Raw genomic sequence first — 25978 nt, forward strand, 5'->3', positions numbered from 1 at the left:
CTTCCCACTCACTTCCTGCTAATTTCCGCTGCAATCGATGAAATCAACTGACTTTCAATAGCTACCTTCGCTTGTCTGATGGCGCTCTTAACCGCCTTAACATCCGAAGATCCGTGACATTTAATCACAAGTCCATTGATTCCGAGCAAAGGCGCGCCGCCATGTTCTTTGTAGTCCATCTTCGTGCGCAGCTGCCTCAGCTTAGATTGCATGATCGCTGCTGCTAATTTGGTTAGAAGCGAGCTTGTGAAAGCATCGCGGATTGTTTTGAATAATGTGCCTGCGGTGCCTTCCATTGCTTTAAGCATGATATTTCCGGCAAAGCCATCGCATACGAGCACATCGCAGTTTCGTACGAGCACATCTCTGGCCTCTACGTTACCGATGAAATTAATCGGGGCGCTCTTGAGCAGCTCGAAAGCTGTTTTGGTCAGCTCATTCCCCTTCATTTCCTCGGTCCCTACATTTAATAAACCGACCCGGGGATTGTTGAGACCGTTGACCTTCTGACGATAAATACTGCCCATAATGGCATATTGCAGCAGATGCTCCGGCTTGGCATCCATGTTCGCGCCAAGATCAAGAGCGAGCACTCCGGCATCATCCATAGTCGGCATCATCGTCACCAATGCAGGCCGTTCAATGCCGTTCATCCGGCCAACGACAAGAAGCCCTGTCGTCATGAGTGCGCCGGTATTCCCCGCCGAGAGCATCGCATCCGCTTGCCCATCTTTTACAAGCTGGCCGGCCATGACCATGGACGAGCTCTTTTTGCGCCGCACCGCTTTAACCGGTTCCTCATCCGGACCAATGACATCATCCGCATGAATAATGGTTAGATTAGACGGCTTCGCTCCGCCGAGATGTTCCTCGATTTGAGCGGTGTCGCCAACGAGCAGCAGTTGTATGGCTGGCCACTCGGTTGCTGCTGCAAGCGCACCTTTAACGATAAGAGAAGGGGCATGATCTCCCCCCATCGCATCAATTGCGATCCGCACCTTCATTTCCTCCCTCGATGACCGTTTCGCCAGCGGACCGGTAAATAACAAAATGACCCTGGAAGACCATTTCATCACCTACATATGAAAAAACTTCAACCTTCGCCTTCGTTTGACGACCCGAAATGGACCTCACATAAGCTTTGGCGATACATTTCTCACCAAGCTTAACCGATCGTACAAAACGGATGTCTGCCGCTGACGTTAAAGCAATTTCATCATTAATTACCGCAACCGCAAGCGAATTCGCCTGCGCAAATACATGATGACCGCGGGCGATACCGGTTCTAGAAAACACATGTTCCTCACGAATTTCAAAAATTGAAATGCCGCTGCGGTCAAGCTGCAGGTCGACAATATCTCCGATGACCTCATGCAGAGGCAATGAACGGACAGCATCATACGAACGCTCCGCCATTAGCTTCATACGTTCCCGCAGCTCGGGTATGCCTAGCTCCAATCGGTCAAGCCGCACGGTTTGAATACTTACCTTTAATTGACGCGTCAGCTCCCGATCCGTTATGAAAGGATTCTCGTCGATGAGACGGGAAAGCTGTTGATGCCGTTGACGTTTGGGGATACGTTCGATGGTCCGCACCACCTTTGCCTATTATTCTAAGTATGTGCCTCAGCTGCGCTTCGTACCCTTTATGATTCGAAACCTCACAGCTCTTTGCAGATACAACGCATGGAGATCTTACAATCAGCTATTATAACCAGGTACTAACAGTATATAAAAGAATGCGCTCCTGCGCAATGTCGTCGTCCATTTCACTTCTGCTGCATGACCAGGATATCAAAAAAAATAGCACCTCACCGCGGGATGAAGTACTACTTATTCGAACTATTGTTTGATGATCTCTCTTGTTTTATAATAACCGCAAACTTTACATACTCGGTGAGCCAATTTCAACTCTCCGCACTGCTCACATTTCACCATACCCGGCACCGCCAGTTTAAAATGTGTACGGCGTTTGTCACGACGAGTCTTGGATGTTCTACGTTGTGGTACTGCCATGTTTCCCACCTCCTTCAAAAAATTAGGAACCGGCAGCTTCCTAAAGCTCCGAACCTACTGATCCTTAAACAAATCTTGCAACGCGGCCAGCCGAGGATCAATACGCTCCTTCGAGCATCCGCAGTTTCCCTCATTCAAGTTGGCGCCGCAGGTTTGACAAAGCCCTTTGCAGTCTTCGTCGCAAAGCGGTATGAATGGTAAAGCGAGCATCATCGTTTCTTCAAGAAACGGGTCAAGTTCAACTTTATCTTCATCCACCGGAGTGATTTCTTCATCTTCTTCCCCGGATTTAGCCATTGCAGCCGTTGGTTTGAACCGCTCATGAAATGGAATGACAAAATGTTCTTTTGTCGGGTCCAAGCAGCGGGAACATGCAAACTCAACATCGATCGACAGTTCGCCCTCCACATGAGCAATACCGTCTTCCCCTCTTGCGTTTAAATCGACTTCAAGGGGACTTGTACGAATGACATCTTTACGCACTTGCAGTAACCAATCCGCGTTTAAACTGGCACGCAGCGGCACTTTCGATTCTTTGGCAATTAATTCTTTAACCTGAATCTCCATCGTATCACTCCAAACAAACAAAGATTATTATATCTATTATTGAATCATTTTGTCAACATTTTCACGGCGTGATATAGTAAAAACATACGTTAATTCGTTCGGAGGACAAGCGCATGCGAACAGTCGGCCTAATTGTGGAGTACAATCCGTTTCACAACGGTCATCTCTATCATTTACAACAATCACGAAAAATAACGGAAAGCGATGCGGTTGTCGCGGTAATGAGCGGACATTTTCTGCAGCGCGGCGAACCGGCGCTGCTGAATAAATGGACGCGCGCCGAGATGGCCTTGCGCGGCGGCTGCGATTTGGTTATCGAGCTGCCGGTGGCCTATTCCACGCAGGCTGCGGAATGGTTCGCCTTTGGCGCCGTGAAGCTGCTGGCGGCAACCGGCGTCGTAGACGCCTTATGTTTCGGCAGCGAGGCCGGAGATATCGGGCCGCTGCGCCGCATCGCGCGGATGCTCGCGCATGAGCCGGAGTCCTTCGGGCGGCTCATGGCGGATACGCTTGCAGCAGGCGTGAGCTATCCGGCTGCTTATAGCGAAGCCGTGCGGCGGTTCATGTCCGCTGCAGGCGATGACGAAGCCGCAGCGTTCGGACTGTCACAGCCCAATAATACGCTGGGGCTGCATTACCTGCTGGCGCTGGAGCGAATTGGCAGCGCGATCGAGCCCTTTTCGATCCGGCGCGAGAAAGCCGGATACTCACAATCCACCATTACAGATGCGCAAATCGCCAGCGCCACAGCGATCCGCAAGCTTGTCGCTGAAACCGCCTCACCGCGGGAAGCAGCGCCGTTTATCCCGGCCTCAACTTTAGAGCTGCTGCTGCGTGATAGCGAAGCAGGCCGCGGGCCAATCGGCTGGCCGATGTTCGTGAAGCCGCTCTTCCATAAGATTCTAAGTGAATCCAGGGAAACATTGGAGGGCTATCACGAAATGAGCGAAGGCTTGGAGTACCGCTTGAAACATGCAATCCCTACCCTGCCATCCTTAGAGATTGATACCCTTCTGGATGCCCTCAAAACGAAACGCTATACGCGAACGAAACTCCAGCGTGCGCTGCTTTCCGTTCTGCTTGGACACCGCAAGGATTTATTATCTCCGAATCAGCTGCGAGAGGGCGTCCAGTACATTCGTGTCCTAGGCTATACTGCTAAAGGACGCGGGCTGCTCAAGAGAATGCGCAAATCCGCATCGCTCCCTGTTCTTCAAAGCGCAGCAAGAGCCGATGCGCGATACCCATACTTAGAGCTGGATGTACAAGCCAGTTCAGTTTATGCGCTCGGATGGCCGACTGCCGGCGCGAAGGATTTATTAAGGGATTACTACGACAAACCCGTTACTTTGGAGCCATAACCACAGGAAGGTTCTAGGATCGGTAAGACAAGCGTACAATGTAGTGGCTGTTTTGTCCAAGCTACTCTAGTGGAACGGAGCTGAAGTGGTATGATCCGCACCTTGCTGCTTGCTTGCTTGTCGATCCTATTGGTCGCTACAATTATTTACCGCCCCGATGATGCTTTCCAAGCTTCGCTGCAGGGCTTGACGATCTGGTGGAATATCGTCTTCCCGGGTCTTCTCCCCTTCTTAACTCTGCTCGAGCTGATGCTTGCTTTCGGTGCTGTTCACGCCTTTGGAGCCTTGCTCGATCCATTGATGCGCCGACTGTTTCGTTTACCCGGAGAAGCCGGGCTGGCGCTCGCTTTCGGGTGGTCTGGCGGATTCCCCTCCGGTGCAGAGACAGCGGCAGCCCTTCGCCGAAGCGGTACCCTGACTCGCAGCGAAGGACAGCGCCTGCTTGCAATGGCTCACATGCCGAATCCTCTTTTCATGCTGCTCGTCGTCGGTTCAGGCTTCTTGAAGCGCCCTGAGCTCGGTGCAGCGATCGCTGTCGCTGTATGGGCATCCGCCATAACGGTCGGGTTCCTGCATAGCAGATTAAGCGCCGGAACCATCACCGGCCACGAGGCATCTCCGCCCGCCAGCGGCAGCAGTCATTACCGTATTGCAGGCAGCTCACTGCGTAAAGCTGCTCATGCGATGGCAGAAGCGAAACAGAAGGATGGCCGCACATTCGGCAAAGCACTCGGTGACTCCGTCATTGCCTCGGTATACAAGCTAATGGCTGTCGGCGGTTATATGATGATCGGCGCCGTTCTCGTAAGGTTGCTGGAACCGTTAATGCCAGGCGCTCTCCCCGGCTTCATTCTGCCAGGCCTAATTGAAAGCCATATCGGCGCCTACTCTGCAGCTGTCGCCAAATTCGATGGCGGCATGACCTGGAACGCCGCAGCAACTGCAGCTGTTCTTAGCTGGGGCGGAATCAGCGCCCTCCTTCAAGCCGGAACCGTCATGGCCGGTACGGACTTATCGACTCGATCACTTGCAGTCATACGCCTGCTGCAAGCTGCGGTCGCTTTCACTTTCACACTCCTGCTCTGGCAGCCTTTATCCAGCCTCATGACGAGGATCATTCCTGCTTCCGTTCCAGCCCTTCTGCCAATCGGAGCTGCCAATTCACCGAACCCAACCGTTATTCATGCCGTGGAGCTTCACTCCCTATGGCCATATGCACCATTTATGCTTGCCGCGTTCATCAGCGCATTAGCAATCCTAACCTTGACTTCAAGCGGTGCTTCCAGCTTGTTTAAGCGCTAAAACGCCGCATAATGCCGAAAGCAGCACTAGCGGCGTCATATAATCACAGCGTTTTCCCATATTTTAACGCTAGAGCCTCAGCAACCTCAGGCGGCACAAGATCCGCTACATTTCCTTGGAATTTGGCGATCTCCTTCACGATACTTGAGCTCAAATAAGAATATTTGGGATTGGTCATCATGAATATCGTTTCAATATCGCCGTCTAATTGATGGTTCATCGAGGCAAGCTGCAGCTCGTACTCAAAATCCGTGATCGTCCGAATGCCGCGTACGATTACCTGAGCCTTACTCTTACGCATGAAACGAACCAATAAGTCACGGAAGCTGTCAACGGAAACGTTAGGGAGATCACGTGTCACCTCGGTAAGCAGCGCTTTGCGCTCATCGACGGAAAAAAGTGGATTCTTACCCGTGTTATTGAGCACAGCGACAATTAAATGATCGAATTGCTTGGCTGCACGTTTAATGATATCGACATGTCCGCAGGTTACCGGATCGAAGCTCCCGGGGTAAACGGCCACTCTTGGTTCCGTTGTTCTTGCTGTTGGTGTGCCTTGCATCGTTATTCCTCCATTTGTACAGGTGAACCGCTTTCGAATTCAGGACGGTACCGGTAAATCGTAACCGCTGTGTCTCCATACTGCGTGCGCTTGATTTGATCATAGCCAGGCAGTTCTTCAGGGTAGCTGTGAGCGGCATCATGCTCGACCACAATAACTGCGCTGGGTTCAAGCAGCTTACGCTGAGCCAGCTCCTGCATCAAGTTATCCATCTCTTTCATCCGGTAAGGCGGATCCAGAAACACAATTCGAAAAGCAATACCGCGTTTCTCTAGCGCCTTCACTGCGCGCGTAGCCTCATTCCGATAAATCTCGGAGGATGCAGCAAGACCCGCTGCCTGAATGTTATGCTTAATAACCTCAATGCTGGCGCCTTCAAGATCGACGAATACTGCCCTATCCGCGCCTCTGCTTAACGCCTCGATGCCTAATCCGCCCGTACCTGCAAACAAATCCAACACCCGACCGCCGTCAAAATAAGGACCGATCATGCTAAAAATCGCTTCCTTCACCTTATCCGTCGTCGGACGGGTATTTGTTCCCGGCACCGCTTTCAAAGCACGGCCCTTGGCTGTACCCGCTATAACTCTCAAAAATGTCTTGCCCCTTTCACGTGTTCACTGCTGATATCGTACCATCTTTTGCTTGGTTGTAAAAGCTTTAGTCATGCGGACCTGCCGCGCGGTCTATATATAAGCATAGCTTCCGCAATTATATTTTAGGAGGAATTCGCATGCAAGATCCACAACCGGTCACCATTCTTCCCATCCCTTTCGACTGGGGCGCTAGTAAACGGGGCGCAGACAGCGGAGCTGCAGCGATTCTACAGTCTGGACTAACGAACAAACTCCAGCTTCTTGGCCGTGAATATGAAATAAGATCAACCGGTTATCTCCCTCCACCGGCCTCTGATCGACGGACGCTTGACCGAATGAAGCATTGGGGCCGCGTCCTCGCAATGAGCGAGGCAGTCGCCAGGGAAACAGCCATCATTTCCGGCCAACATACCTTCCCACTTGCGCTTGGCGGCGATCACAGCATCGCAATCGGTACAATCGCCGGGATCACGCAGCATAAACAACGGCTCGGCGTCATTTGGATTGATGCTCATGCTGATCTGAATACACCTGCAACCTCGCCTTCTGGCAACATTCACGGCATGGCATTAGCCGCAGGGCTTGGTCTTGGGGATACCCGCTTCACCTCTCTCAACGGCAAACAGCCGAAGCTGCAGCCGCAAAGAGTTGTTCTCGTGGGTGTCCGGGAGCTTGATGAAGGCGAGAAACAAATCATCAGAGAGCAGCATATTACCTGCTTCACAATGCATGACATCGACAGGTTAGGAATGTCGCGGGTGATGGAGGAAGCCATCGGCATCGCTTCTCACGAATCCGACGGCGTCCATGTCAGCTTCGACATCGACAGCGTCGATCCAAGGGAAGCTCCGGGAACCGGTACGCCGGTCCGGGGAGGGCTCAATTACAGAGAAGCACATTTAGCCATGGAAATGCTCTACAATGCGCGAACCGTAACCTCTGCTGATTTTGTTGAAGTGAACCCGCTCCTCGATAACAGTCACCTTACAGCAAAACTATCCGTTGAACTCATCGCTTCGCTGCTCGGAGAACAAATTCTTTAACGATCCTGTGCGGCAAAAAAGCGGATGTCCCTCGATTGAAGGGACATCCGCTTTCTTGTTAACGAAACAAATAGATGAATTCGGGTCATGCATAATGACAAGCTGCCCAGTGGTTCGGACGAACTTCACGGAAATCCGGCTGTTCCACTTTGCACAGATCTGTTGCCATCGGGCAGCGCGTGCGGAACTGACAGCCGCTGGGCGGGTTGATTGGACTCGGCAGATCGCCTGTCAGTACAATTCTCTCTTTGTTCTCCTCAATATCCGGATCCGGAATCGGAATTGCCGACATCAAGGCTTTCGTGTAAGGATGCTGCGGATTCGAATACAACTCCTCGCTATCCGCAAGCTCAACCATTTTACCCAAATACATGACGGCTACACGGTCACTGATATGCTTAACCATCGCAAGGTCATGTGCGATAAACAAGTAAGTTAAACCGTAATCGCGCTGAAGATCCTGAAGCAGATTGACAACTTGAGCTTGGATGGATACATCAAGGGCAGAAATCGGCTCGTCACAAACGATAAATTTGGGATTAACCGCAAGCGCCCGCGCAATTCCTATCCGCTGCCGCTGACCGCCGGAGAATTCATGCGCATAACGAGCAGCATGTTCGGGACGCAGGCCGACACGGTCAAGCAGTCGTTCCACCTGCAGCTTGCGCTCCTTACGGCCGGATGTCAGGTTGTGAATATCAAGCGGTTCGGCGATCAGATCCTCAACCGTCCAGCGCGGATTCAAGGATGCATAGGGATCTTGAAACACCATCTGCATTTCGCGGCGCAAGGCTTTGAGCTTCGAGCCTCGCGCTGTCATGATGTTCTCGCCGTTGAATTTCACAGAGCCGCCAGTCGGTTCGTACAAACGAAGCAGGGTTCTGCCTGCTGTTGACTTACCGCAGCCGGACTCGCCGACCATACCGAGCGTTTCACCTTTGCGAATGCCGAAGTTTAAGTCATTGACCGCTTTTAGCGTGTTCCCTTTGCCAACGGTAAAAAACTTTTTCAAATGATCCACTTCAATCAACATCGGGGACTCTTGGTTTGATTTCATGCTGTTACCCCCTTGCGGGCTGAATCATGCAGCCAGCATTTTGCCGTTTGTGTATCGCTGATTGTATAAGTCGGAGCGTCTTTGTCCACGCAGATACGCATCGCATAGTCGCAGCGTGCACAGAATGCGCAGCCCTGAGGAGGCTGGGACATATCCGGCGGCGTACCGATGATCGGAATAAGAGGCTCATCCTTCTTCTGATCAAGTCTTGGCAAAGAACGTAATAATCCCTTGGTGTAGGGATGCTGCGGATTACGGAAAATCTCATGCTTCGTACCGGTCTCTACTACTTTGCCGGCATACATAACCACAACACGGTCACACATATCAGCCACAATGCCCAGATCATGGGTGATCAAGATGATGGACGTTCCTGTTTTCTTCTGCAAATCCTTCATTAGCTGCATGATTTGCGCTTGTATGGTTACGTCGAGTGCTGTGGTAGGCTCATCCGCAATAAGCAATGCAGGATCGCAAGCCAGAGAAATCGCAATCATCACCCGCTGTCTCATACCGCCGGAGAATTGATGCGGATATTCATGGACACGAGCTTCCGCATTCGGAATCCCAACCAGTGTCAGCAGCTCCGCCGCGCGTCTGGATGCTTGAGCACTGCTCAGTTTTTGATGTTTAATCAATACTTCAGAAATCTGTCTGCCTACCGTGAGCGTAGGATTAAGCGAGGTCATCGGATCTTGGAAAATCATCCCGATTTCCTTGCCGCGGATGGCCTCCATCTCTTTCTCAGTCTTCGTAAGCAGCTCCTGCCCCATAAATTCGATAGAGCCTTTCTTCACGATGCCTGGCGGCGACGGAATAAGACGAAGAATGGATTGCGCCGTAACGCTCTTACCGCTGCCGGACTCGCCGACTATAGCCACCGACTCTCCGCGATTCATTTCCAAGTCAAAACCCCGGACAGCCTGTACCTCTCCACCACGCACATGAAAGGAGACATGCAAATCAGAAATACGCAAAATCGGATCCATAAACTCACTCCCAGTGCTGTTATTTTTTCGATTTTGGATCAAAAGCATATTGAAGCCCATCACCAAACACGTTAAAGGCATACATGGTAATACTGAGCAAACCAGCCGGAATCACCATTAACCATGGATAAAGGGTCCATGATGACAGCGCCTCGCCGATCAATGTACCAAGCGATGAGGCTGGAGATTGTACGCCAAGACCAAGGAAGCTAAGAAAGGCTTCCGCAAAGATTGCCGACGGAACGGATAACGTAACGGTCACGAGAATCGGACCGAGTGTATTCGGAATTAAGTGGCGGAATAAAATGTGCGCACCGCTTGCTCCCATGGACTGGGCTGCGAGCACATACTCCTGATTTTTAAGCTGCAGGATTTGGCCGCGAACGATCCATGACATCGTAATCCAGCCTGTGATGGATAATGCGATAATAATCGTAACAAGACCAGAGCCCATGACAACGCTCAGCAGGATAACAACCAGCAAATGCGGAATCGCGTAAAGCACTTCCGCAAGCTTATTCATTGCCCCGCCCAGACGTTTGCCCGTGAAACCCATAATGCCGCCATAAACAACACCAATAACAAGATCAATAAAAGCGGCGGTAAATCCGACAATCAAGGAAATACGCACACCCATCCAAACTCTCGTAAACAAATCACGGCCCAAATTATCCGTTCCAAACCAGTGAGCCGCAGAAGGCGCTCCAAAGGTGTTATCCAAATCATTCGTGTAGGAATTATAAGGGGAAAGCATCGGGCAAACAATTGATAAGATGATGATAACGATCAGCGTGTACATCCCGCCCATAGCCAACCGGTTCGCTCTCATCCGCGCCCAGGATTCCTGCCAAGTCGAGCGGCTCTCCGCTACGATGCTTTCCGCATCGATATGCTTCTTATCCAGCTTCTCGAAAGGGTCGGAGACAGACGCTTTTGCGAGGGGCGCGTATTCTTTGGATTGTAAACTCATGATTTAACGACACCCCCGCTGATTTTGATTCTAGGATCAATAAAGATATAAGCCAGATCAGTTAAGAAACGGGCCGCCATTAGAATAACCGCGTAGAAAATAGTAATTCCCATGATCAGCGTATAATCGCGATTCGTAATGCTCTCGACAAAGTGAGCACCTAAGCCCGGTAAGCCAAAGATTTGCTCAACCACTACCGATCCTGTAATAATGTTAGCGGTCATAGGTCCCAAATAAGTGACAACCGGCAAAATACCGTTACGCAGGCCATGCTGCCATAGAATAGCGGAAGGCGTCAGCCCTTTAGCCTTGGCCGTACGAATGTAGTCCGATGTTAAAACTTCAAGCATCGTGGAACGGGTTAGTCTCGAAATAAAAGCAACCGGCAAAGTGGAAAGCGCAAATACGGGCAGCACATAATCAAGCGGTCCATCCAAGCCCGCAACGTGAAAGATCGGGAACTTTACGGCAAGCAAATATTGAACCATCGCACCGATAACGAAATTCGGTATCGAAATTCCGATTACCGCAAGTGTCATTGCACCGTTATCTATCAGCTTGCGGTGCTTCAGCGCGGCCATCATACCCAGATAGACACCAACAATGAGCGACACGATTACGGCAACCAAGCCAATTTTGAAAGAAGTACCGAAGGAATCCGTAATAATACTCGTTACCGTCCGATTCTGGCTTTTCATCGACAAGCCAAGATCCAGCTGAAACAATTTCTTCATATAAATGATATATTGCTCGCCAATCGGCTTATCCAGACCATAATGAGCCATAATATTCGCTTTAATTTCCGGCGGAATCGCCTTCTCTTGGGTAAAAGGGTCCCCTGGAACAGCTTTCATTAAGAAAAAGGTCGCGGTGGCTAGAATTAGCAAAGAGACAACGATATTAATGATTTTACCACCCAAATACCGAACCATCCTAAGCACTCCTCATTCATAAGAGAAGGGATATATATGGGCTAGCCATATATACCCCTGTGCCCTCGTTTCATTGTTGTATTATTTCTCGATCGAAATACGGGTGTAGTCAAGGTTACCGCTGTAATCCACCACATAGTTTTTCACATAAGGTTTAACCAATTGGTTAGAGGTGTAGTAGTAGATCGGCATGATTGCATTGTTATCCCCGATAAGGATTTTCTCCGCTTTCGCCATTGCATCAACACGTTTTTGCTGATCATTCGTGCTGTAAGCTTCTTTAACCAGCGCATCGTAATCCGCGTTTTTGAAGCCGATATCGTTGTTGCCGCCTTTTGAAGTGAACATGTCAATGAAAGTCATCGGATCATTGTAGTCCGCTCCCCAACCGGCGCGAGCTACATCATAGTTCAAGCTTTGACGGTTTTTCAGGAATACTTTCCATTCTTGAAGCTCAAGCTTCGCTGTAATTCCAAGATTTGTTTTCCACATATCAGCGATTGCTTCCGCGATATTCTTGTGAAGACCTTCATTGAAGGAAAGCGAGAATTCAGGCATCGAGCTCAAGCCTTCTTCAGCCAAGCCTTCAGCAAGCAGTTTCTTCGCTTCTGCAACATCTTCCTTGAAGTAGTCATCTTTCACTTCTTCACGGAACTCGCCTTTTACGCCATGGATACCGGTGGATACGAACCCGTATGCAGGCTGTTGACCGGCTTTCGTTACTTTATCAACGATAGCTTGACGGTTGATCGCCATGGAGAGCGCTTTACGTACTTTAGCATTGTTGAAAGGTTTCTTCGTATTGTTGAAGTTGTAATAATATGTGCTTGCAATCCCCTTTATATTAAGCTCCGGGTTTTTATCTGTAATTGCTTTAGCCAACTGTTCAGACGGGATGCTTCCTGTCGGAGTGCCTGTCCAGTCAAGCTGACCGGTTTTGTAAGAATTAAGCTCTGTATTCGGATCCTTCAGCATGACGAATTTGACACTTTTCAATTTGATTTCGTCTTTCTTGTCATAGTTTTCGTTTGGAACCATTTCGATTGTATCGCCATGTTTCCAAGACGCTAATTTAAATGGACCATTGCTGATGTAGTCTTTCGCTTCAGCAGCCCAGTTCGGGTTGTCTTTAGCTGATTTGTGCACCGGGTAAGCTGTGAAGAACGCTGTGATATTCAGGAAGTACGGCGTTGGATTCTCTAGCTCTACTTCCAACGTGTAATCGTCAGTCGCTTTCACGCCAAGCTGGTTCGGGTCACTGATGTGATCAGGGTTGTCCGCTTTGATGTTATAGTTTTGAGCGTTCTTAATATAATAAAGCTGGTATGCGTAAGGTGCTGGAGGGTTCAAATCCGGATCCAACGTGCGCTTCCAGGAGTATTCGAAGTCATGTGCAGTAACAGGATCACCATTCGACCATTTTGCATTTTTGTTCAGGTGGAAGGTGAATTTCTTGCCATCTTCAGATACTTCCCATTTCTCTGCAACGCCGGGAACAATGTTTCCATCTTTATCCATACGGGTAAGACCTTCATAAAGACCAGTGAGAACCGTAAACGAGGTTTGATCCTGCGCTTGAGCTACGTCAAGAGTAGGCGGCTCAGTTGTGATATTCATCCGGAATGTTTGATCACCACTCCCTCCGTTCTTCGAACCACAGGCTGACAATAAACCTGTAATTACGAGCATTAGTGAAACAAGTACGAGCATTTTCTTTTGCATAAAGCCCCTCCGTCACTTAATAGTAGTTTAAATTTTTAAACCTGCTACTTATAATACTATTATTTAAATAAAATTAACAACATTTTTTATATTCCTGTTAAAAGTTTCTATGCTTATATGTCATATATGTTAACTCTAATATAACATAAATATGACATTGATTGATAAAATTCAATCTTTTTAGCTATTATCGCTTCCGATCAAACGCAATTTATTACATAAACAGCAAAAAAACCACCTCGTGCAGCAGAGCACAAGGTGGTTTCTCAAACTCAAACTCTATTAAATTGCCGACCTTATCCAGCGTTTGCCGGAGCTGCTGCATTTCCTTCAGCCGGTGTTTCTGCAGCCGCTTTATCTTCAAGCGTGTTGGTGATTTTTGATTTTGTTTTCAAATCCGCAAGCCATGTTTGAGACAATTCAGATACCTTCTGCGAAATCAGCAGATCTTTGATTTTGGACTTCTCCTCATCGTAAGTGGCTGTCTTCGCTTCTTTACGATCGGTTACTTTAATAATGTGATAGCCGTAAGTCGATTTGACAGGCGCGCTCAGTTCATCTTTTTTAAGCGCGAAAGCCGCTTTTTCGAATGCCGGATCCATCGCGCCTGCTCCGAAGAACCCAAGATCTCCGCCGCTTTCTTTACTTCCTGTATCCGTGGATTTCGCCTTTGCAATTGCTGCAAAGTCACCGCCGGCCTTAAGCTCCTTCAAAATATCATTCGCTTCCTTCTCAGTTGCAACCAAAATGTGGGATGCACGAACTTGAAGCGGCGTATTAAATGATGCTTTGTTCTCATCAAAGTATGTCTTCATATCCGCTTCCGTTACTTTATCAACAACTTGCGGCTCCAATATTTTACGAATACGAAGCTGCATAGGAGTTTGCTTCTTCAGATCTTCCAGTGTCATGCCCGCTTGCTGCAAAGCAGCTTCAAACTCCGCTTCGGAAGGGAACCGACCTTTAACGCTCTCAATTTCCTTGTCAACATCAGCATCAGTTACTTTAATTCCCGCTTTATCCGCTTCTTGAGTGATCAGCTCGTCTTGAATCAGATTATCAAGCGTTTGCGCTCCGCCAAGCTCAGCCATCGAATCAAAGAGCTTGTCCTTGCTGATTGCAACCCCATTGACCGTAGCTACTGTCTCACTGCTCGAACCACCGAATGGCGGTTTAATCAGTGCAATGACTAACAGAATCGCAAGTCCCATCGAAATGTACATCCAGGATTTGCTGCCGCCTTTTACAGGAGCTGCAGCTTCCGGAGGACGATTAGTATTGTCTTTGTCAGCCGACCGAGCGACTGTATCATCATCTTCCTCTTCTTCATTCGGATCATAAGTACGATCCACCACAGTTTCATCTGGCGTTTCTTCGGAATGGACTCCCTCGTCTGCTCCGGTTTCCAATTTCTCTAGTTCGGTCTCTTTGTTTATTTCATTCTCTTTCTCGTTCAAAGTTAAATCTCCCTTCAACATGTAAGTGCAGCGAATGGTCCACTGCAGTCATAATATCAGAAGTATAACCAACAAACCTTAAAAGAAGATAAAATGTATGCAAAAAACAAGAAAAATAAGGAAACTACGCAGAATAACTGCATTTCTTAGCTATTTACAACCAAAACCAATGCACCGGCAGCAGCAGCATCGGCGTAAACACGCAGCATGCCGCCATGGAAAAACCGCTTACACCCCCGTTTTCCTCCGATTCCGCCAGTAATCTGGCAGAACCGATACCATGTGAAGCAGCGCCGATAGCAACTGATGCTGCCAGCCGTTCATGAACACCGCATGCACGAAGAAGCGCAGGGCCTGCCATACTGCCAAATAATCCGGTCAATACCGTAAGAGCAGCCGTCAGTTCAGGCGAACCGCCAAGCCAATTCGATAAGTCTACAGCAACCGAAGCCGTTACGGATTTCGGCAGCGCCGACTTCATCAGCAGCTCCGAACCGCCTAGCAGCGCCATGCAAAGCGCGTTGACCGCAAGACCAGCAGCACTCCCAACGAATGCTCCCATCAGAAGTGACGGCAGCACGGAACGCAGTCGAAGCGCATGTTTATACAGCGGAACCGCCAAGGCGACCGTAGCCGGACCAAGAAAGAACGTCACGATATCTCCGCCCACCTTATAGTCCTTATAATCGATTCTACCAGCGAGCAGCAGCACATAAATGATCAACGGCGCAACCAGCAAAGGATGAAGCCATCTAACTTTACGGTGAAGAAAAAGCGCGGCCGCATAGGCGCCTATCGTTGCCGTAAGGCCGAATATAGGATCTTCAAAAGGATTGCTGCTGCCCATGAGCTTTCTCCTTCCGTTTGTTCATTAAGAGCTGGGTAACTCCTCCGGTAAGCAGCGTGACCGCTGCTGTTCCGGCAGTTAGACTTACGGCAACCGCAAGCCACGATTGACTGATCATCGGAATAAAACCTGACACACCTGCAAGCATCGGCACAAAAAAGAGCATCATATGGCGCGTGAGCAATACAGCTGAGCGATCGACCCATTCCAGCTTAATCCACTTCAGAAATAAGGCTGCCGTTAGCAGCAGCAGCCCAAGAACATGAGAAGGCAAAGGAATACCGATCAGCTTATGCAGCATCCAGCCCAGTCCGTCAAACCCCATAATAATAGCAAAACCGCGCATTAATTCACCTTATTGACGATAAGATTTTGCTGAAAAGACCGCAAGTTTGCCGCTGCAATACTCATTAGACGCCTGCGGGCATCTACGGTAGCCCAGCCTAAATGCGGAGTAATAATACAGTTGCGGGCGCGAAGCAGCGGGTGATCCGCTCGCGGTGGCTCAACCGCCAGAACATCAAGCGCAGCACCTGCGATCACACCTTCATTTAGCGCATCAGCCAGATCCTGCTCAACGATATGACCGCCGCGGGCCGTATTGATGAGAAAAGCATTCTTCTTCATCAGCTGAAGAGAACGGCGGTTTATCATTCCGGAAGTGTCTGGCGTCAGCGGGCAGTGCAATGAAATGACGTCCGAAAGCTCGAACAATTTATCCGCCGGAAGGAATCGGACATCTTCAAGCCCCGGTATTACCTTGGCTGTACGCGTATGAACGGCTACATTCATGCCAAAAGCAAGAGCAACTCTGGCGACCTGCTGGCCGATCTGTCCGAAACCGATAACTCCAAGGGTCTTGCCGGCAAGCTCATGCAGCGGATAAAGGGAGAACGTAAAATCAGACCCCGCAGACCAGCGTCCCTCATGTACAGCCTCACTGTGCTCTCCGACATGATGGCAGTGCTCAAGAAGAAACGCGAAAACAAGCTGTACGACCGAATACGTGCTGTAATCCGGAACGTTGGTCACGATAATTCCACGCTCTGCCGCAGCTGCTGTGTCGACAACGTTATAACCCGTCGCCAGCACACCGATGTACTTCAATTCCGGCAATTGCTGAATCGCTTCTGCTGTAATCGGCGTTTTATTCGTCAATACGACCTCCACACCTGCTGCTCTTTCCACAATCTCATCAGGCGAAGTCCGTTCATACACCGTCAATTGGCCCAATGCCGCCAATTCATCCCATGACAAATCTCCGGGATTAAGGGTATATCCATCTAATACCACGATATTCATGTCGCTGCTGCCCCCATTTGATGTAACGTAGATTCACTCTACCGCGAAAGTAGATCATACAAAGTGAAAGCCACAATCCGTACGGCCTTCGTCATATCCGAAAGCATAACATGCTCGTCCGCGCGGTGTCCATTCGCCTCTTCGAGCGTTCTCGGACCTGCACCGAACATGACAGCCGGCACACCAGCCTCGGTAAAATGTCTGGCATCCGCATATAAGGGTACTCCTTGAACAGGAAGCTCCCCCTCTTGAATGACGCCTGACCAATTCGAGCGAAGTGCCTCAATTAATAGCTCCGTACCCGCCAGCTCTCTAAACGGATGCGCAAGCAGAACACGCCTCACCTGGAGTTCAATGCCCGGCACTTCTTCAAGCGCAGCTGCAATAACAGCTATTAGTTCCTTCTCCGCCGTCACAGGATTTTCCTCCGGGATAATCCGGCGGTCAATCCGAATTGCGCAGCGGTCCGGTACAACATTCGTATTGATGCCGCCTTGAATTAAACCAACAACTAAAGTTGGAGAATGAATTCCATTCACATTCGAAACCATCTTTGAAAGCTGCTTGCGATACGCATATAATGCATTCAGCACGTCTGTCATGGCCTCAAGCGCATCTGCTCCCGTATGGGGAATGGCCGCATGGGCGGAGCTCCCTTTCAATATCACCTCCAAATGCAGGCAGCCATTATGCGCGGTTACCGCAGCGTAAGTAAACCCGGCAACCAAAGCGTAATCCGGTTCAAGCAGCCCTTTGCGCAGCAATCTTTGCGGCCCAACCTCTCCGCCGGTCTCTTCATCAAAAGTTATAGCCAGCGCCAGTTTGCCGGATGCGGTAACGCCGCTTTCGCGCAGAGCCATAACCGCGTATGTATATACCGCTATATCCGATTTGGATACAGCGGCACCGCGCCCGTAAAGCTTGCCCTCCACAATCAATCCGCCATATGGATCATAAGTCCATCCATCGCCCGGAGGCACCACGTCGCCATGTGAATTCAGCGCAATGACCGGCCCCTCCCCAGTACCGATTACAGTATCGGCAATTATATTTTGAACCCGGATCATCCCTGCAGCTTGAACATCTTTCTCGTCAACAAGATCAAGCTGAGGTTCAAATCCCCTGAGCCGCAGTTGATCGGCCACAACCTCCGAAATCGGCAGGCAATCCCCCGCCGGATTATCCGAAGGTGTCGCCACAAGCTTCTTAAGCATATCAACCATTCCAGATTCATGTTTCGCAAGCCATGCTTCAAGCTTTATTTTATCAGAATTCATGAAGCATTCCCCTCTCTATTACGATAACCAAGCTCATATAACAGCTCCGTTAACCGTTCAATCCCCGTTCCAAGTTCCTCGGGTGACGTATATTCATGTTCAGAATGGCTGATTCCGCCGCGGCTTGGTACGAATAGAAGCGCTGTAGGGTAAAAGGGCGCAAATAATTGGGCATCATGTCCGGCTCCGCTTGCCATTGTGCGCCATCTGACACCGCTGCGATCGCATTGCTCACGCAATAACCCCTGCAGCGAAGCGTTCATGGCGACAGATTTGCTATCCATCCAAAGATCCATATTCAAGCTTAACCCAAGACGGGAAGCCGATGCATTGAATTCAGCTTTACATGCCGCAAAGCAATTGTCCAGCACAAAATCATCCGGATGCCGCATATCGACTGTAAAAGTAACCTGCTCGGGAATCACATTCGGCGTATTAGGCACAAGCTTCATAAACCCGACGGTCGCAACCAAAGGACCGCCTTCTTCATTTACTTTCCGGTACAGTTTCTCTATCATTTCAACAGCCGCCGCAAGCGCATCCTTGCGAAGATGCATCGGTGTCGTACCGGCATGATTGGACCGCCCGCGAACGGTGACGGTCGCACGTTTTTGAGCCACAATCCGATCCACGATTCCGATGGACAGGCCTTCGTCTTCCAGCCGGCCGCCCTGCTCAATATGGAGTTCAACGAAAGCAGCAATATCCGATCTTATCGGTTCCTTTTCTTCATTAGCAAATCCGGCCTCCTGCATCGCCGCTTGGAGTGTTATTCCGTCTCCGTCTTCAATTGTCGCTGCAATTGCAGATGAATAGGAACCAAGAATACGGCCGGATCCCCAACAGGTTAGAGGAAACCGGCTTCCTTCCTCTTCGCATAACGACACCACTTCAATTGAACGCCGAGGCCTGCCGTACCGCTCCTTCAAGGAACGCAGCGCCATCATCCCCGCAACAATACCGAATGCTCCGTCATACTTACCGCCGCCAACAACCGTATCAAGATGTGAGCCCGTAACAATTACACCCTCATTCTCTGCTTCCCCCTGCAGCCTGCCATACAAATTACCCACGCTGTCCAGTCGAACTTCAAGGCCGTCTTCCGCCATTTGCGCCGCAAGCGCCTGCTGAGCATCTATCCATGATGCCGAATAAAGCAGTCTGGTAACTCCCCCTCTATCATCAGCGCCGTATTGACTCAGGCGCACCAACCGCCGCTCCGCTTCCAGGCCGATCCACTCCGCTTTAAAGCTCACAAAAGGACTCGCATGGCTCTCACTCATCCGAACACCTTCTTCTCACCAGTCTTAGGAATGGAAGCCGACAGAAAAAAACCCTCTCTTCCTTCCGGCACGCCGCTGCCAGCTGCATATACAAGATTTCCGCGGCAGTAAGTAGCCATTACTTTACAGTCAATCCCCCGGCCGATGAACGGGCTGTGAGGATGAAGATACAACAGCTCCGCTCGTTCGACGCGATAGGAATGTTCAAGATCAATAAACACAAAGTCAGCATCCTGCCCGGCTGCCAGTCTCCCCTTACGTTCCGATAATCCGAATCGGTCAGCAGGAGCGCCAGACAGCAGTTCAGCTACCTTGGAGAGCGGAATACCCCGCTTCAAATACGCTTCATCAATCATAAGCTCCATCCGATGCTGCGCTCCGGAAACACCGCCCCACGCCTCAAAGAAATTTTCACTCGCCTTAAGCTCGGTTGGACACGGGGAATGATCGGATGCAATCATGTCGATTTCACCTCGGACAAGCGCTTCCCACAGACCATCGATTTCCGCTTGATTACGCAGCGGAGGCGCGCATTTAGCAGCCGGACCAATGACAGCCAGGTCATCCTCTGTCAATATCAGATGATGCGTGCATACCTCCGAGGTTACGTCCATCCCCTGCCGCTTCGCCGCCGTTATGACAGCCAGCGCTTCCACACTGCTCATATGAACAAAATGAAGCCGGCATCCTGTTTGCTTCGCATACGTCAAGGCTCGTTTAACTGCCTCTACCTCCGCTTCAACCGGTCGTGACGCCGAATAATCATAAGCTCCCGTCCTGCCCGCTTGCCTCGCTTCTTCCGCCAGAGCCGAAACCATTTCTTCATTCTCCGCATGCAAAGCGAGAATACCGCCAAGGCGTGCGATGGCTTCCATCCCAAGCAGCAAAGTCTGATCATCGACTTCCCGAAAGTCATCTTCCCCTGTCATACCCGGCGAGGACATGAAGGCTTTAAACCCGATCGCCCCCGCTCCCGCCAGCTCATCCAGCCGGTCGAGATAACCCGGCATTAACCCGCCCCAAAGCGCATAATCAACAGCGCTGTTCCCCTCAGCAAGCTCGATTTTATGATGCAGCGTCTTTGCCGTCACGGTTGGGGGCCTGCCGTTAAGCGGCATATCCGCATAAGTCGTCGTACCACCGGCAGCAAGTGATGCAGAACCTGTTCGAAACCCTTCCCAATGTCCCATGCCAGGTTCATTCAGATGAACATGAACATCAATTCCACCCGGCATGACCGTCATTCCAGCAGCATCCACTTCCGGACATCCGCCTCCCTCAAGCCGCGGCTCAATCGCTGTGATACAGCCATCCCGGATACCCATATCAAGCTTAAACACACCGCTTTGCTGCACAAGATTCCCGTTTCTTACAATGAAATCGAATTCTGAGTTCATGAGGTACCGCCTCCTTCTGGTTGTAATTGACGATCTGGTTCTCCCGAATGGAAAACCGGGTCCCGCATCATGCGGGACCCTCTTCCAGCATATTATTTGATTTCCACTTTAATGAGAGAAGGATCTACCGCTTTCAGGAGAGAGAGGTCCGTGTAGTCCGCAAACGCGGGTACCGATTTAATATTTCCGACGCTTAGCAGGTAATCGCCCACCGCATCCGCTGTGACCAAGAATACAAATGAACTGGTGCGGATCAACCGAGAAGCTCACAGCTTTCAGCACCTTCCTGCCCCCGTAACTCTTCTCAACGCAGCGCAATTCCGGCTTCACAACCTGACACCTCCCTTTTCTTTAATGTTATTTTTAATAACATAATATAGGTTGAGTACTGTTTTGTCATGAGTTACTTTAGCTAAATCTTCACATTATATTTAGTGATTTTCAACAATGGCGTTAGATTTATAATCAAACTAACTCGATTTTATATTTATATGTTAGTCTATATTACATAATGAGGTTATTAAATGAAGCTGCTCGACCTTTTAAAACAGCCCTTTTACTCGGGATCGGTTGTAATCGCTGGAGAGCTTGGGCTCACTCGAACCGTTCAGTCTGTTAATATGATGGACGCTCCCGATATTATAGATTTCCTTAATCGGTCGATGGAATTACCGACAGTCTACAAGGAAGCGCTTGAAGCGCTGCAGGCCGGTTATGCCGCTAATGAAAATTGCTTTATCCGAACCTACCGGGCCAAAGACATGCTCGATCTGCTGCGCCGTATCCCAACGCCGGATCTGAACGAGTTCTACAGCGATACCTTCCAGCATTTATTGCATGCAGAAGATAAAGATAAGCAGGAGTTGATGCAGACGCTGCGCATCTACGTGGAGAATGAGGGGCAAATTGCCGAAACCGCGAAGCGGTTGTTTTTGCACAGAAACACCGTCATCTACCGGATCGATAAATGTGAACGATTGACGAGGCGCAACCTGAAAGACCCCAGCGATACGATGCGGATATGGCTGGCTTTTCAAATCGAGCCGCTGCTGGATGGAAGGTAACGCACAGGAAGAAAAAACAAGCCGATGTATATATTGGCTCGTTCTGGGCATTCTATATTTATCGGCGTCGCGAGATGCCGTAGACAACCGCGGAGAAGACTTACGTTTCCCCATAAGCTCTTCGTCCGGTTTCTCCTCTCCCATGAAAGGGGCCCCAGCAATGGGGCCCCGGATTTTTTTGTGCAAAACCAGTTATACGAAAGGTATACGTTCAATTCCGGATTCACTATTTTCATCACAAATAAACTTGTTGTCCATCGGTTGCCCAACATTCGATAGGTCTAATGAAACAATCCCCGCATTGCCTAAATGCGGGGATTGTTATTGTTCAGTGATTAGCAGCTTGTTTTATCCGATTATTTTCTCAAATATAAAGATAACCTCTTTAGCGTTATGTTTGCTCCGCAGCTTCTCCTGCATGACTTTGCCGGTCTCATAGTCATGTACCGAAGTTCTTTTGTATTCTTCATGATGGCGGCCCTTCGCTACTAATTCATAAGGCACAAAACCGTTTTTCAAATAAAAATGTTCGACTTTCCGATCATCGGCAGCACCGAGATCAATTTTACTATAGCCCCGACATGCAGCTGCTTCTTGAAATTTCGCGATCAGCATGGAACCGATTCCTGTTCTCGCCAATTTTTTCGTCTCATCAAGATTGACTGCAATGCCCTGCAAAGTTACTGCTGCGTCATCCTTCAACGAAGGCTGTCCGTAGCATATTCCAGCTAGTTCATTACCTGCAAACGCGGCCAAGTATAAATCCGGATTGGCTTCCATTCTATTCATAAAATCGCTATACAGCTCTACATCCAAATATTCACACTGAAACGCATGAAAGCGTCCATATTCTCCTTTGCTAACTGCTCTTATATCTACGTTCATCCTGAGAACCCCCTAGCGCCCTGAAAATGGACCCGGATTGTGTTCAAATCAGCTATCTTTCACTTATTATGATAACCGACTCGCCCTGCTTCACAGCTGCAGTTGCCCGCAGCTTGATCCGGAATAATTGATCTCCCCATATCCCTCTCATGACTTCGTCCCCAAGAGAAATCACTTCGGCCGATACCACAAACTTATCTCCGTTATATCGGACGATCAGCGTATTGTGGAGCTCATCCTGCAGGACAATACTTCCGTTTCCTTCGATGCGCGGAGGGTGCGGAGTCATGAATACAAGTGTAATATCGTCTGATGCGCGTTGTAATTGAAAGCAGTCCTTGATTTCAATATACGGCTGCGGATCGCGAATGAGACTTATGGAACGCTTCCATTTTGTAATCTCGGCACAATCTGGATATGCCCCCGCGAGATTCATCGATAACGATGCCAGCCTGTCCTCCTGGCGGTAATGGACATCATCCGCTTGATGCTGTCTTCCCTCCCGCTGCTCTACCCCGTTAATGATCGGCAGATTATGATAAGCGGATTGCATTGCCCATATGGTATAGCGCTCTGCAAAGAAAGATTTGGATGTATAAGTCACTACCCCCGGGTCTATTATCATCGGAGAGCCATTGCAATAGACGATGAAATGGCCGATATCATTGTGGTTATGGCTTTCATCATTATGCCCGCCCTTAGCGGCGAGGTACAGCCCTTTGGACGAACCTTCCTGCTCCCGGGCAGCCATCACTTGTATTCCGTCAAGCCACGCATCACGGATGTACGGAGCATCTCCAACGTCATTCTCGATTTCCGCATAATGAAATAAAGCCGGCAATAGACGAAACATCGCCGAGAACTCCAGTTGGGTCGCTTCCTCCCGCTTTCTCTTCTGTTCCATGGCTCCAAGTCCAGACAGCCTGGCATCTTGAATGCGGCGCCCGTATCGATAAGCAAGCTCAGCGGGAATATGCACCTTAGCCGAACTGTCGGCGAAGTTGGCATACGAGGAATCATCGATAAAAACCTTGTAAATATAACTTCCGATCTGCCTGATAAGAGGCTCATCATAAATGTCGATCATCCCTCCGGAGGCACCGTAAAGCAGCTCCAAGCAATCGAAGAGCGTTCCTCCCGCATAGATCCAATACTTGGGCCCCTCCTCGCAGCCGCCATCAGAACCGACCCGCTCTAAATAATGATCCAAGCTTCGCATCGTTTTGATCACCGCTGCAGCACGTCGCTGCGGGTCATCTTCCAATAGCAGAAACGCCGATAAGCAATTTGAATTGCACCACGGATTCCAATTGTTCAGCATCCGCTCTTGATTGAAGCCCATCCACCAGAAATCCGAACGGTTCAGATAAGGATCCAGAATCCGCTTCTTTACTTCCAGCTGTATTCGCTCGCCTACCATGATGCTGACAGCATCCAATTTAATTCTCAACAGATAATACGTCCAGGCAAGCAGCGCTGCAGTTTCGGCCGAGAACAATTCGATGACCGGGTCAGACACATCCGGAAGCGGATCCTGTCTTTGCATCATGTAGCCATGACCCGGAATCCCCCAGAAGGTTTCTTCACAAATACACCAGATCCCGTTAACGATGTCATCCAAAAAGCGCCCCTCGTTCTCGATGCATTCGGCCACAACCAAGGCAGCCAGGTCCTGCCTTCGTCCTAATAAAGCGCTGTCATATTTGACGCGGTTGCCAGTACGAATGTAATCCATATACAGCGTGGCTGTAAGTGTTGGCCATGGATGATTGAGCTTGCTTTCACCTTTATCCATCCAAAACTTTTTAAGACTTTGCGGTATTTCGGACCATTTATGACGCTCCTCAATTGCAGGGAACGGCTTGTAATCCTCTCGTGAAAGCAGTCCTTCTCTAAGATTATTGTCAGTTACATATCGCTCTGCTAACATCCACATCATCCTTCTGCTCCGAATCGTAATTTGACCGCTAATCTGTTATCAAAGGCACTTCGAATCATCTTTTCTTGACGAATTCGATGTATGGTCTAATCCTATCAAATTCTTTCGTGAATAAGGGAACTTTTTCAGCACTTCGCTCTGATTCCGCTCTCCGCTCCGGATTCCGATCTTCACTCTGTTTCCGCGCTTCTCCTTCCATCACTCGCCCCAGAGTGAATTATGTAGTAAAATAGGGCATCCGAGGTGAATTGAAATGAGCAAACGAATCCTTATTCTTGTATTAATCGTGATCTTATTCCTGGCAACAAATCCAACCGAGGAGGAGTATGCGGCCTTTGTCGTTAATCATGAATTAGGGGATTACTCCAATGGTCTGACAAAAGCGATCGGCGTGCCTCTCGTTAAATCGGTCACTGCCACAACTAACTATTACATTGGTACAACATTCACGACCTCAATCGATAAAGACCATCCCATCGTCGTCATCGGCTTTTTGAAGAAGATTTTCATAAAAGTAAACTAACGGCAATAACTCCCCCGATACGATCGGGGGAGTTATTGTCTGCCTGCTTCGAGAACAAATCCGTCCATTCGTCCAAGCGAATCCTTCGGATGATCTCATATCCTTTGCCTGCGCCATTTGGTTTTATGACCACGGTCCCCATGAAAGGAATCTCTCCCAGCCCTTTGCCGGCAGGAAACGTATGGCCGACGATAACAAGGTTCGAGCCCTGCGGTACCGGTATTTCGAATAGCTCAGCAAGCTTCTTGAGAATGATTCGCTCTTCTTCGTTCGTACGTTCATCACTTGATAAAACATTGATTTGCGCAAGATGGGGCATGACCTCTACGTTTGGTTTGCCGAAAGCGAGCTCCGCTGTTTCGCGGGTCCGGCAATAGGGACTTGCCAAAACCGGTGTTTGCACAGGGATTTGTAATTTACGCAGTCGTTCCCCAATTAATCCGGCTTGTACACTTCCGAGCAAAGTCAAATTTCTCTGCTTGCTGCAATCTTCAAAGTCCACACCGGGTTGATCTTGACCTGCAGCTTCGCCATGCCTCATATAGAGAAGATAACCCCCTCTTTGCAGCTCGCCGGCAATCGATTGATCATCTAATGGAGCCGCGTCCCCTGCTGGCGCTGTATGGATAGCTTGAAGGGGAAGCATAACAACGATGCAGACCATGAGCATCCAGATCGGTTTCTTCATGTTGATCGTGAAATCATCCTCTCTTTAACATGTTGGCCCGATCAGGCTTATTCTTCTTATTCTCTGTTCTTCTTATCAAAAAAAGTATCTTCTTTATCCATGAAAGTAAAAAACACCGGAATTCCCGGTGTTTCAGGCTGTAGAGAAACCCACTCTTTTCTGAAGCGATGGGTTTCTCTTTTTGTTTGAGACATGGTTT

General features: G+C 49.4%; 27 protein-coding genes. 5 read left to right on the forward strand and 22 right to left on the reverse strand.

The annotated features are described in order from the left end of the window. Nucleotides 1–8 precede the first annotated feature (8 nt). The 4 genes from plsX to ACFPYJ_RS07890 all read right to left on the reverse strand — a co-directional run bounded on the left by plsX (nt 9) and on the right by ACFPYJ_RS07890 (nt 2583). A complete protein-coding gene (plsX, locus tag ACFPYJ_RS07875) occupies nt 9–998 on the reverse strand; it encodes a phosphate acyltransferase PlsX (RefSeq protein ID WP_379187537.1) in 990 nt (329 codons plus the stop codon). Next, nucleotides 982–1578 (reverse strand): transcription factor FapR, encoded by a 597-nt coding sequence (fapR, locus tag ACFPYJ_RS07880; RefSeq protein ID WP_379187573.1) that lies wholly within the window; start codon nt 1576–1578, stop codon nt 982–984. Before fapR ends, plsX begins: the two co-directional genes overlap by 17 nt. Nucleotides 1579–1842: 264 nt before the next feature. Then, complete coding sequence (gene rpmF, locus ACFPYJ_RS07885; RefSeq protein ID WP_188992574.1) at nt 1843–2016, reverse strand: 50S ribosomal protein L32; 174 nt, start codon at nt 2014–2016, stop codon at nt 1843–1845. 54 nt (nt 2017–2070) lie between these two features. Beyond that, nucleotides 2071–2583 carry a YceD family protein gene (locus ACFPYJ_RS07890; protein WP_379187538.1) on the reverse strand — a complete coding sequence of 171 codons (513 nt, stop codon included), beginning with the start codon at nt 2581–2583 and terminating at the stop codon, nt 2071–2073. A gap of 113 nt (nt 2584–2696) precedes the next feature. On the opposite strand from ACFPYJ_RS07890, the gene ACFPYJ_RS07895 reads away from it, so the two are divergent. Next, on the forward strand, nt 2697–3944 hold the full coding sequence (locus ACFPYJ_RS07895; protein WP_379187539.1) for a nucleotidyltransferase: 1248 nt from the start codon (nt 2697–2699) through the stop codon (nt 3942–3944). 90 nt (nt 3945–4034) lie between these two features. Next, entirely contained in the window at nt 4035–5246 is a 1212-nt protein-coding gene (locus ACFPYJ_RS07900) for a nucleoside recognition domain-containing protein (RefSeq protein ID WP_379187540.1), read from the forward strand. A gap of 43 nt (nt 5247–5289) precedes the next feature. Here the strand turns inward: ACFPYJ_RS07900 and coaD are convergent, their stop codons facing one another. Both coaD and rsmD read right to left on the reverse strand, forming a co-directional pair. Next, nucleotides 5290–5808: a pantetheine-phosphate adenylyltransferase gene (coaD, locus tag ACFPYJ_RS07905; protein ID WP_379187541.1), complete on the reverse strand. Its 519-nt coding sequence runs from the start codon at nt 5806–5808 to the stop codon at nt 5290–5292. Nucleotides 5809–5810: 2 nt separating this feature from the next. Continuing rightward, nucleotides 5811–6401 (reverse strand): 16S rRNA (guanine(966)-N(2))-methyltransferase RsmD, encoded by a 591-nt coding sequence (gene rsmD / locus ACFPYJ_RS07910; protein ID WP_379187542.1) that lies wholly within the window; start codon nt 6399–6401, stop codon nt 5811–5813. A gap of 140 nt (nt 6402–6541) precedes the next feature. Between rsmD and rocF the strand changes: the two genes are divergently transcribed. Continuing rightward, nucleotides 6542–7447, forward strand: a complete 906-nt coding sequence (gene rocF / locus ACFPYJ_RS07915; protein ID WP_379187543.1) for an arginase — start codon at nt 6542–6544, stop codon at nt 7445–7447. Nucleotides 7448–7532: 85 nt separating this feature from the next. Here the strand turns inward: rocF and ACFPYJ_RS07920 are convergent, their stop codons facing one another. The 13 genes from ACFPYJ_RS07920 to ACFPYJ_RS07980 all read right to left on the reverse strand — a co-directional run bounded on the left by ACFPYJ_RS07920 (nt 7533) and on the right by ACFPYJ_RS07980 (nt 20937). Beyond that, nucleotides 7533–8504 (reverse strand): ABC transporter ATP-binding protein, encoded by a 972-nt coding sequence (locus tag ACFPYJ_RS07920; RefSeq protein WP_379187544.1) that lies wholly within the window; start codon nt 8502–8504, stop codon nt 7533–7535. Then, nucleotides 8501–9493 carry an ABC transporter ATP-binding protein gene (locus tag ACFPYJ_RS07925; protein WP_379187546.1) on the reverse strand — a complete coding sequence of 331 codons (993 nt, stop codon included), beginning with the start codon at nt 9491–9493 and terminating at the stop codon, nt 8501–8503. The genes ACFPYJ_RS07920 and ACFPYJ_RS07925 overlap by 4 nt, the downstream gene beginning before the upstream one ends. Nucleotides 9494–9512: 19 nt before the next feature. Then, complete coding sequence (locus ACFPYJ_RS07930; protein WP_379187547.1) at nt 9513–10463, reverse strand: ABC transporter permease; 951 nt, start codon at nt 10461–10463, stop codon at nt 9513–9515. Then, nucleotides 10460–11395 carry an ABC transporter permease gene (locus tag ACFPYJ_RS07935; protein WP_379187548.1) on the reverse strand — a complete coding sequence of 312 codons (936 nt, stop codon included), beginning with the start codon at nt 11393–11395 and terminating at the stop codon, nt 10460–10462. Before ACFPYJ_RS07935 ends, ACFPYJ_RS07930 begins: the two co-directional genes overlap by 4 nt. 81 nt (nt 11396–11476) lie before the next feature. Next, nucleotides 11477–13117, reverse strand: a complete 1641-nt coding sequence (locus ACFPYJ_RS07940; RefSeq protein WP_379187549.1) for a peptide ABC transporter substrate-binding protein — start codon at nt 13115–13117, stop codon at nt 11477–11479. Between the two features lie 296 nt (nt 13118–13413). Next, nucleotides 13414–14574: a peptidylprolyl isomerase gene (locus ACFPYJ_RS07945; protein ID WP_379187550.1), complete on the reverse strand. Its 1161-nt coding sequence runs from the start codon at nt 14572–14574 to the stop codon at nt 13414–13416. Nucleotides 14575–14728: 154 nt separating this feature from the next. Beyond that, complete coding sequence (locus ACFPYJ_RS07950; RefSeq protein WP_379187551.1) at nt 14729–15421, reverse strand: LrgB family protein; 693 nt, start codon at nt 15419–15421, stop codon at nt 14729–14731. Beyond that, complete coding sequence (locus ACFPYJ_RS07955; RefSeq protein ID WP_379187552.1) at nt 15399–15767, reverse strand: CidA/LrgA family protein; 369 nt, start codon at nt 15765–15767, stop codon at nt 15399–15401. Before ACFPYJ_RS07955 ends, ACFPYJ_RS07950 begins: the two co-directional genes overlap by 23 nt. Further along, nucleotides 15767–16723 carry a D-2-hydroxyacid dehydrogenase gene (locus tag ACFPYJ_RS07960; protein ID WP_379187553.1) on the reverse strand — a complete coding sequence of 319 codons (957 nt, stop codon included), beginning with the start codon at nt 16721–16723 and terminating at the stop codon, nt 15767–15769. The genes ACFPYJ_RS07955 and ACFPYJ_RS07960 overlap by 1 nt, the downstream gene beginning before the upstream one ends. A 38-nt stretch (nt 16724–16761) precedes the next feature. Then, on the reverse strand, nt 16762–18000 hold the full coding sequence (locus tag ACFPYJ_RS07965; protein WP_379187554.1) for an ArgE/DapE family deacylase: 1239 nt from the start codon (nt 17998–18000) through the stop codon (nt 16762–16764). Then, on the reverse strand, nt 17997–19283 hold the full coding sequence (locus ACFPYJ_RS07970; RefSeq protein ID WP_379187555.1) for a Zn-dependent hydrolase: 1287 nt from the start codon (nt 19281–19283) through the stop codon (nt 17997–17999). The genes ACFPYJ_RS07965 and ACFPYJ_RS07970 overlap by 4 nt, the downstream gene beginning before the upstream one ends. Beyond that, a complete protein-coding gene (gene allB / locus ACFPYJ_RS07975; RefSeq protein ID WP_379187556.1) occupies nt 19280–20680 on the reverse strand; it encodes an allantoinase AllB in 1401 nt (466 codons plus the stop codon). Before allB ends, ACFPYJ_RS07970 begins: the two co-directional genes overlap by 4 nt. Nucleotides 20681–20772: 92 nt before the next feature. Next, nucleotides 20773–20937, reverse strand: a complete 165-nt coding sequence (locus tag ACFPYJ_RS07980) for a hypothetical protein (RefSeq protein WP_379187557.1) — start codon at nt 20935–20937, stop codon at nt 20773–20775. A 267-nt stretch (nt 20938–21204) separates the two neighbouring features. Here ACFPYJ_RS07980 and ACFPYJ_RS07985 point away from each other — a divergent pair, with 267 nt between their 5' ends. Then, the gene (locus ACFPYJ_RS07985) at nt 21205–21744 is read left to right on the forward strand and encodes a helix-turn-helix domain-containing protein (RefSeq protein WP_379187558.1); all 540 of its coding nucleotides are present in this window, start codon (nt 21205–21207) and stop codon (nt 21742–21744) included. A 348-nt stretch (nt 21745–22092) separates the two neighbouring features. Here ACFPYJ_RS07985 and ACFPYJ_RS07990 read toward each other — a convergent pair whose 3' ends face one another. Together ACFPYJ_RS07990 and ACFPYJ_RS07995 are read right to left on the reverse strand one after the other, a co-directional pair. Then, nucleotides 22093–22629, reverse strand: coding sequence for a GNAT family N-acetyltransferase (locus ACFPYJ_RS07990; RefSeq protein WP_379187559.1), 537 nt, complete (start codon nt 22627–22629; stop codon nt 22093–22095). A gap of 52 nt (nt 22630–22681) precedes the next feature. Next, nucleotides 22682–24568, reverse strand: coding sequence for a heparinase II/III domain-containing protein (locus ACFPYJ_RS07995; RefSeq protein WP_379187560.1), 1887 nt, complete (start codon nt 24566–24568; stop codon nt 22682–22684). A gap of 253 nt (nt 24569–24821) precedes the next feature. Between ACFPYJ_RS07995 and ACFPYJ_RS08000 the strand changes: the two genes are divergently transcribed. Next, on the forward strand, nt 24822–25091 hold the full coding sequence (locus tag ACFPYJ_RS08000; protein ID WP_379187561.1) for a hypothetical protein: 270 nt from the start codon (nt 24822–24824) through the stop codon (nt 25089–25091). On the opposite strand, the gene ACFPYJ_RS08005 is transcribed toward ACFPYJ_RS08000, so the two are convergent. Further along, nucleotides 25075–25779 (reverse strand): histidine phosphatase family protein, encoded by a 705-nt coding sequence (locus ACFPYJ_RS08005; protein WP_379187562.1) that lies wholly within the window; start codon nt 25777–25779, stop codon nt 25075–25077. The genes ACFPYJ_RS08000 and ACFPYJ_RS08005 overlap by 17 nt on opposite strands. Nucleotides 25780–25978 lie beyond the last annotated feature (199 nt).

Source organism: Paenibacillus solisilvae (assembly GCF_042656405.1).
In the GTDB taxonomy this organism is placed as follows: domain Bacteria; phylum Bacillota; class Bacilli; order Paenibacillales; family Paenibacillaceae; genus Paenibacillus_Z; species Paenibacillus_Z solisilvae.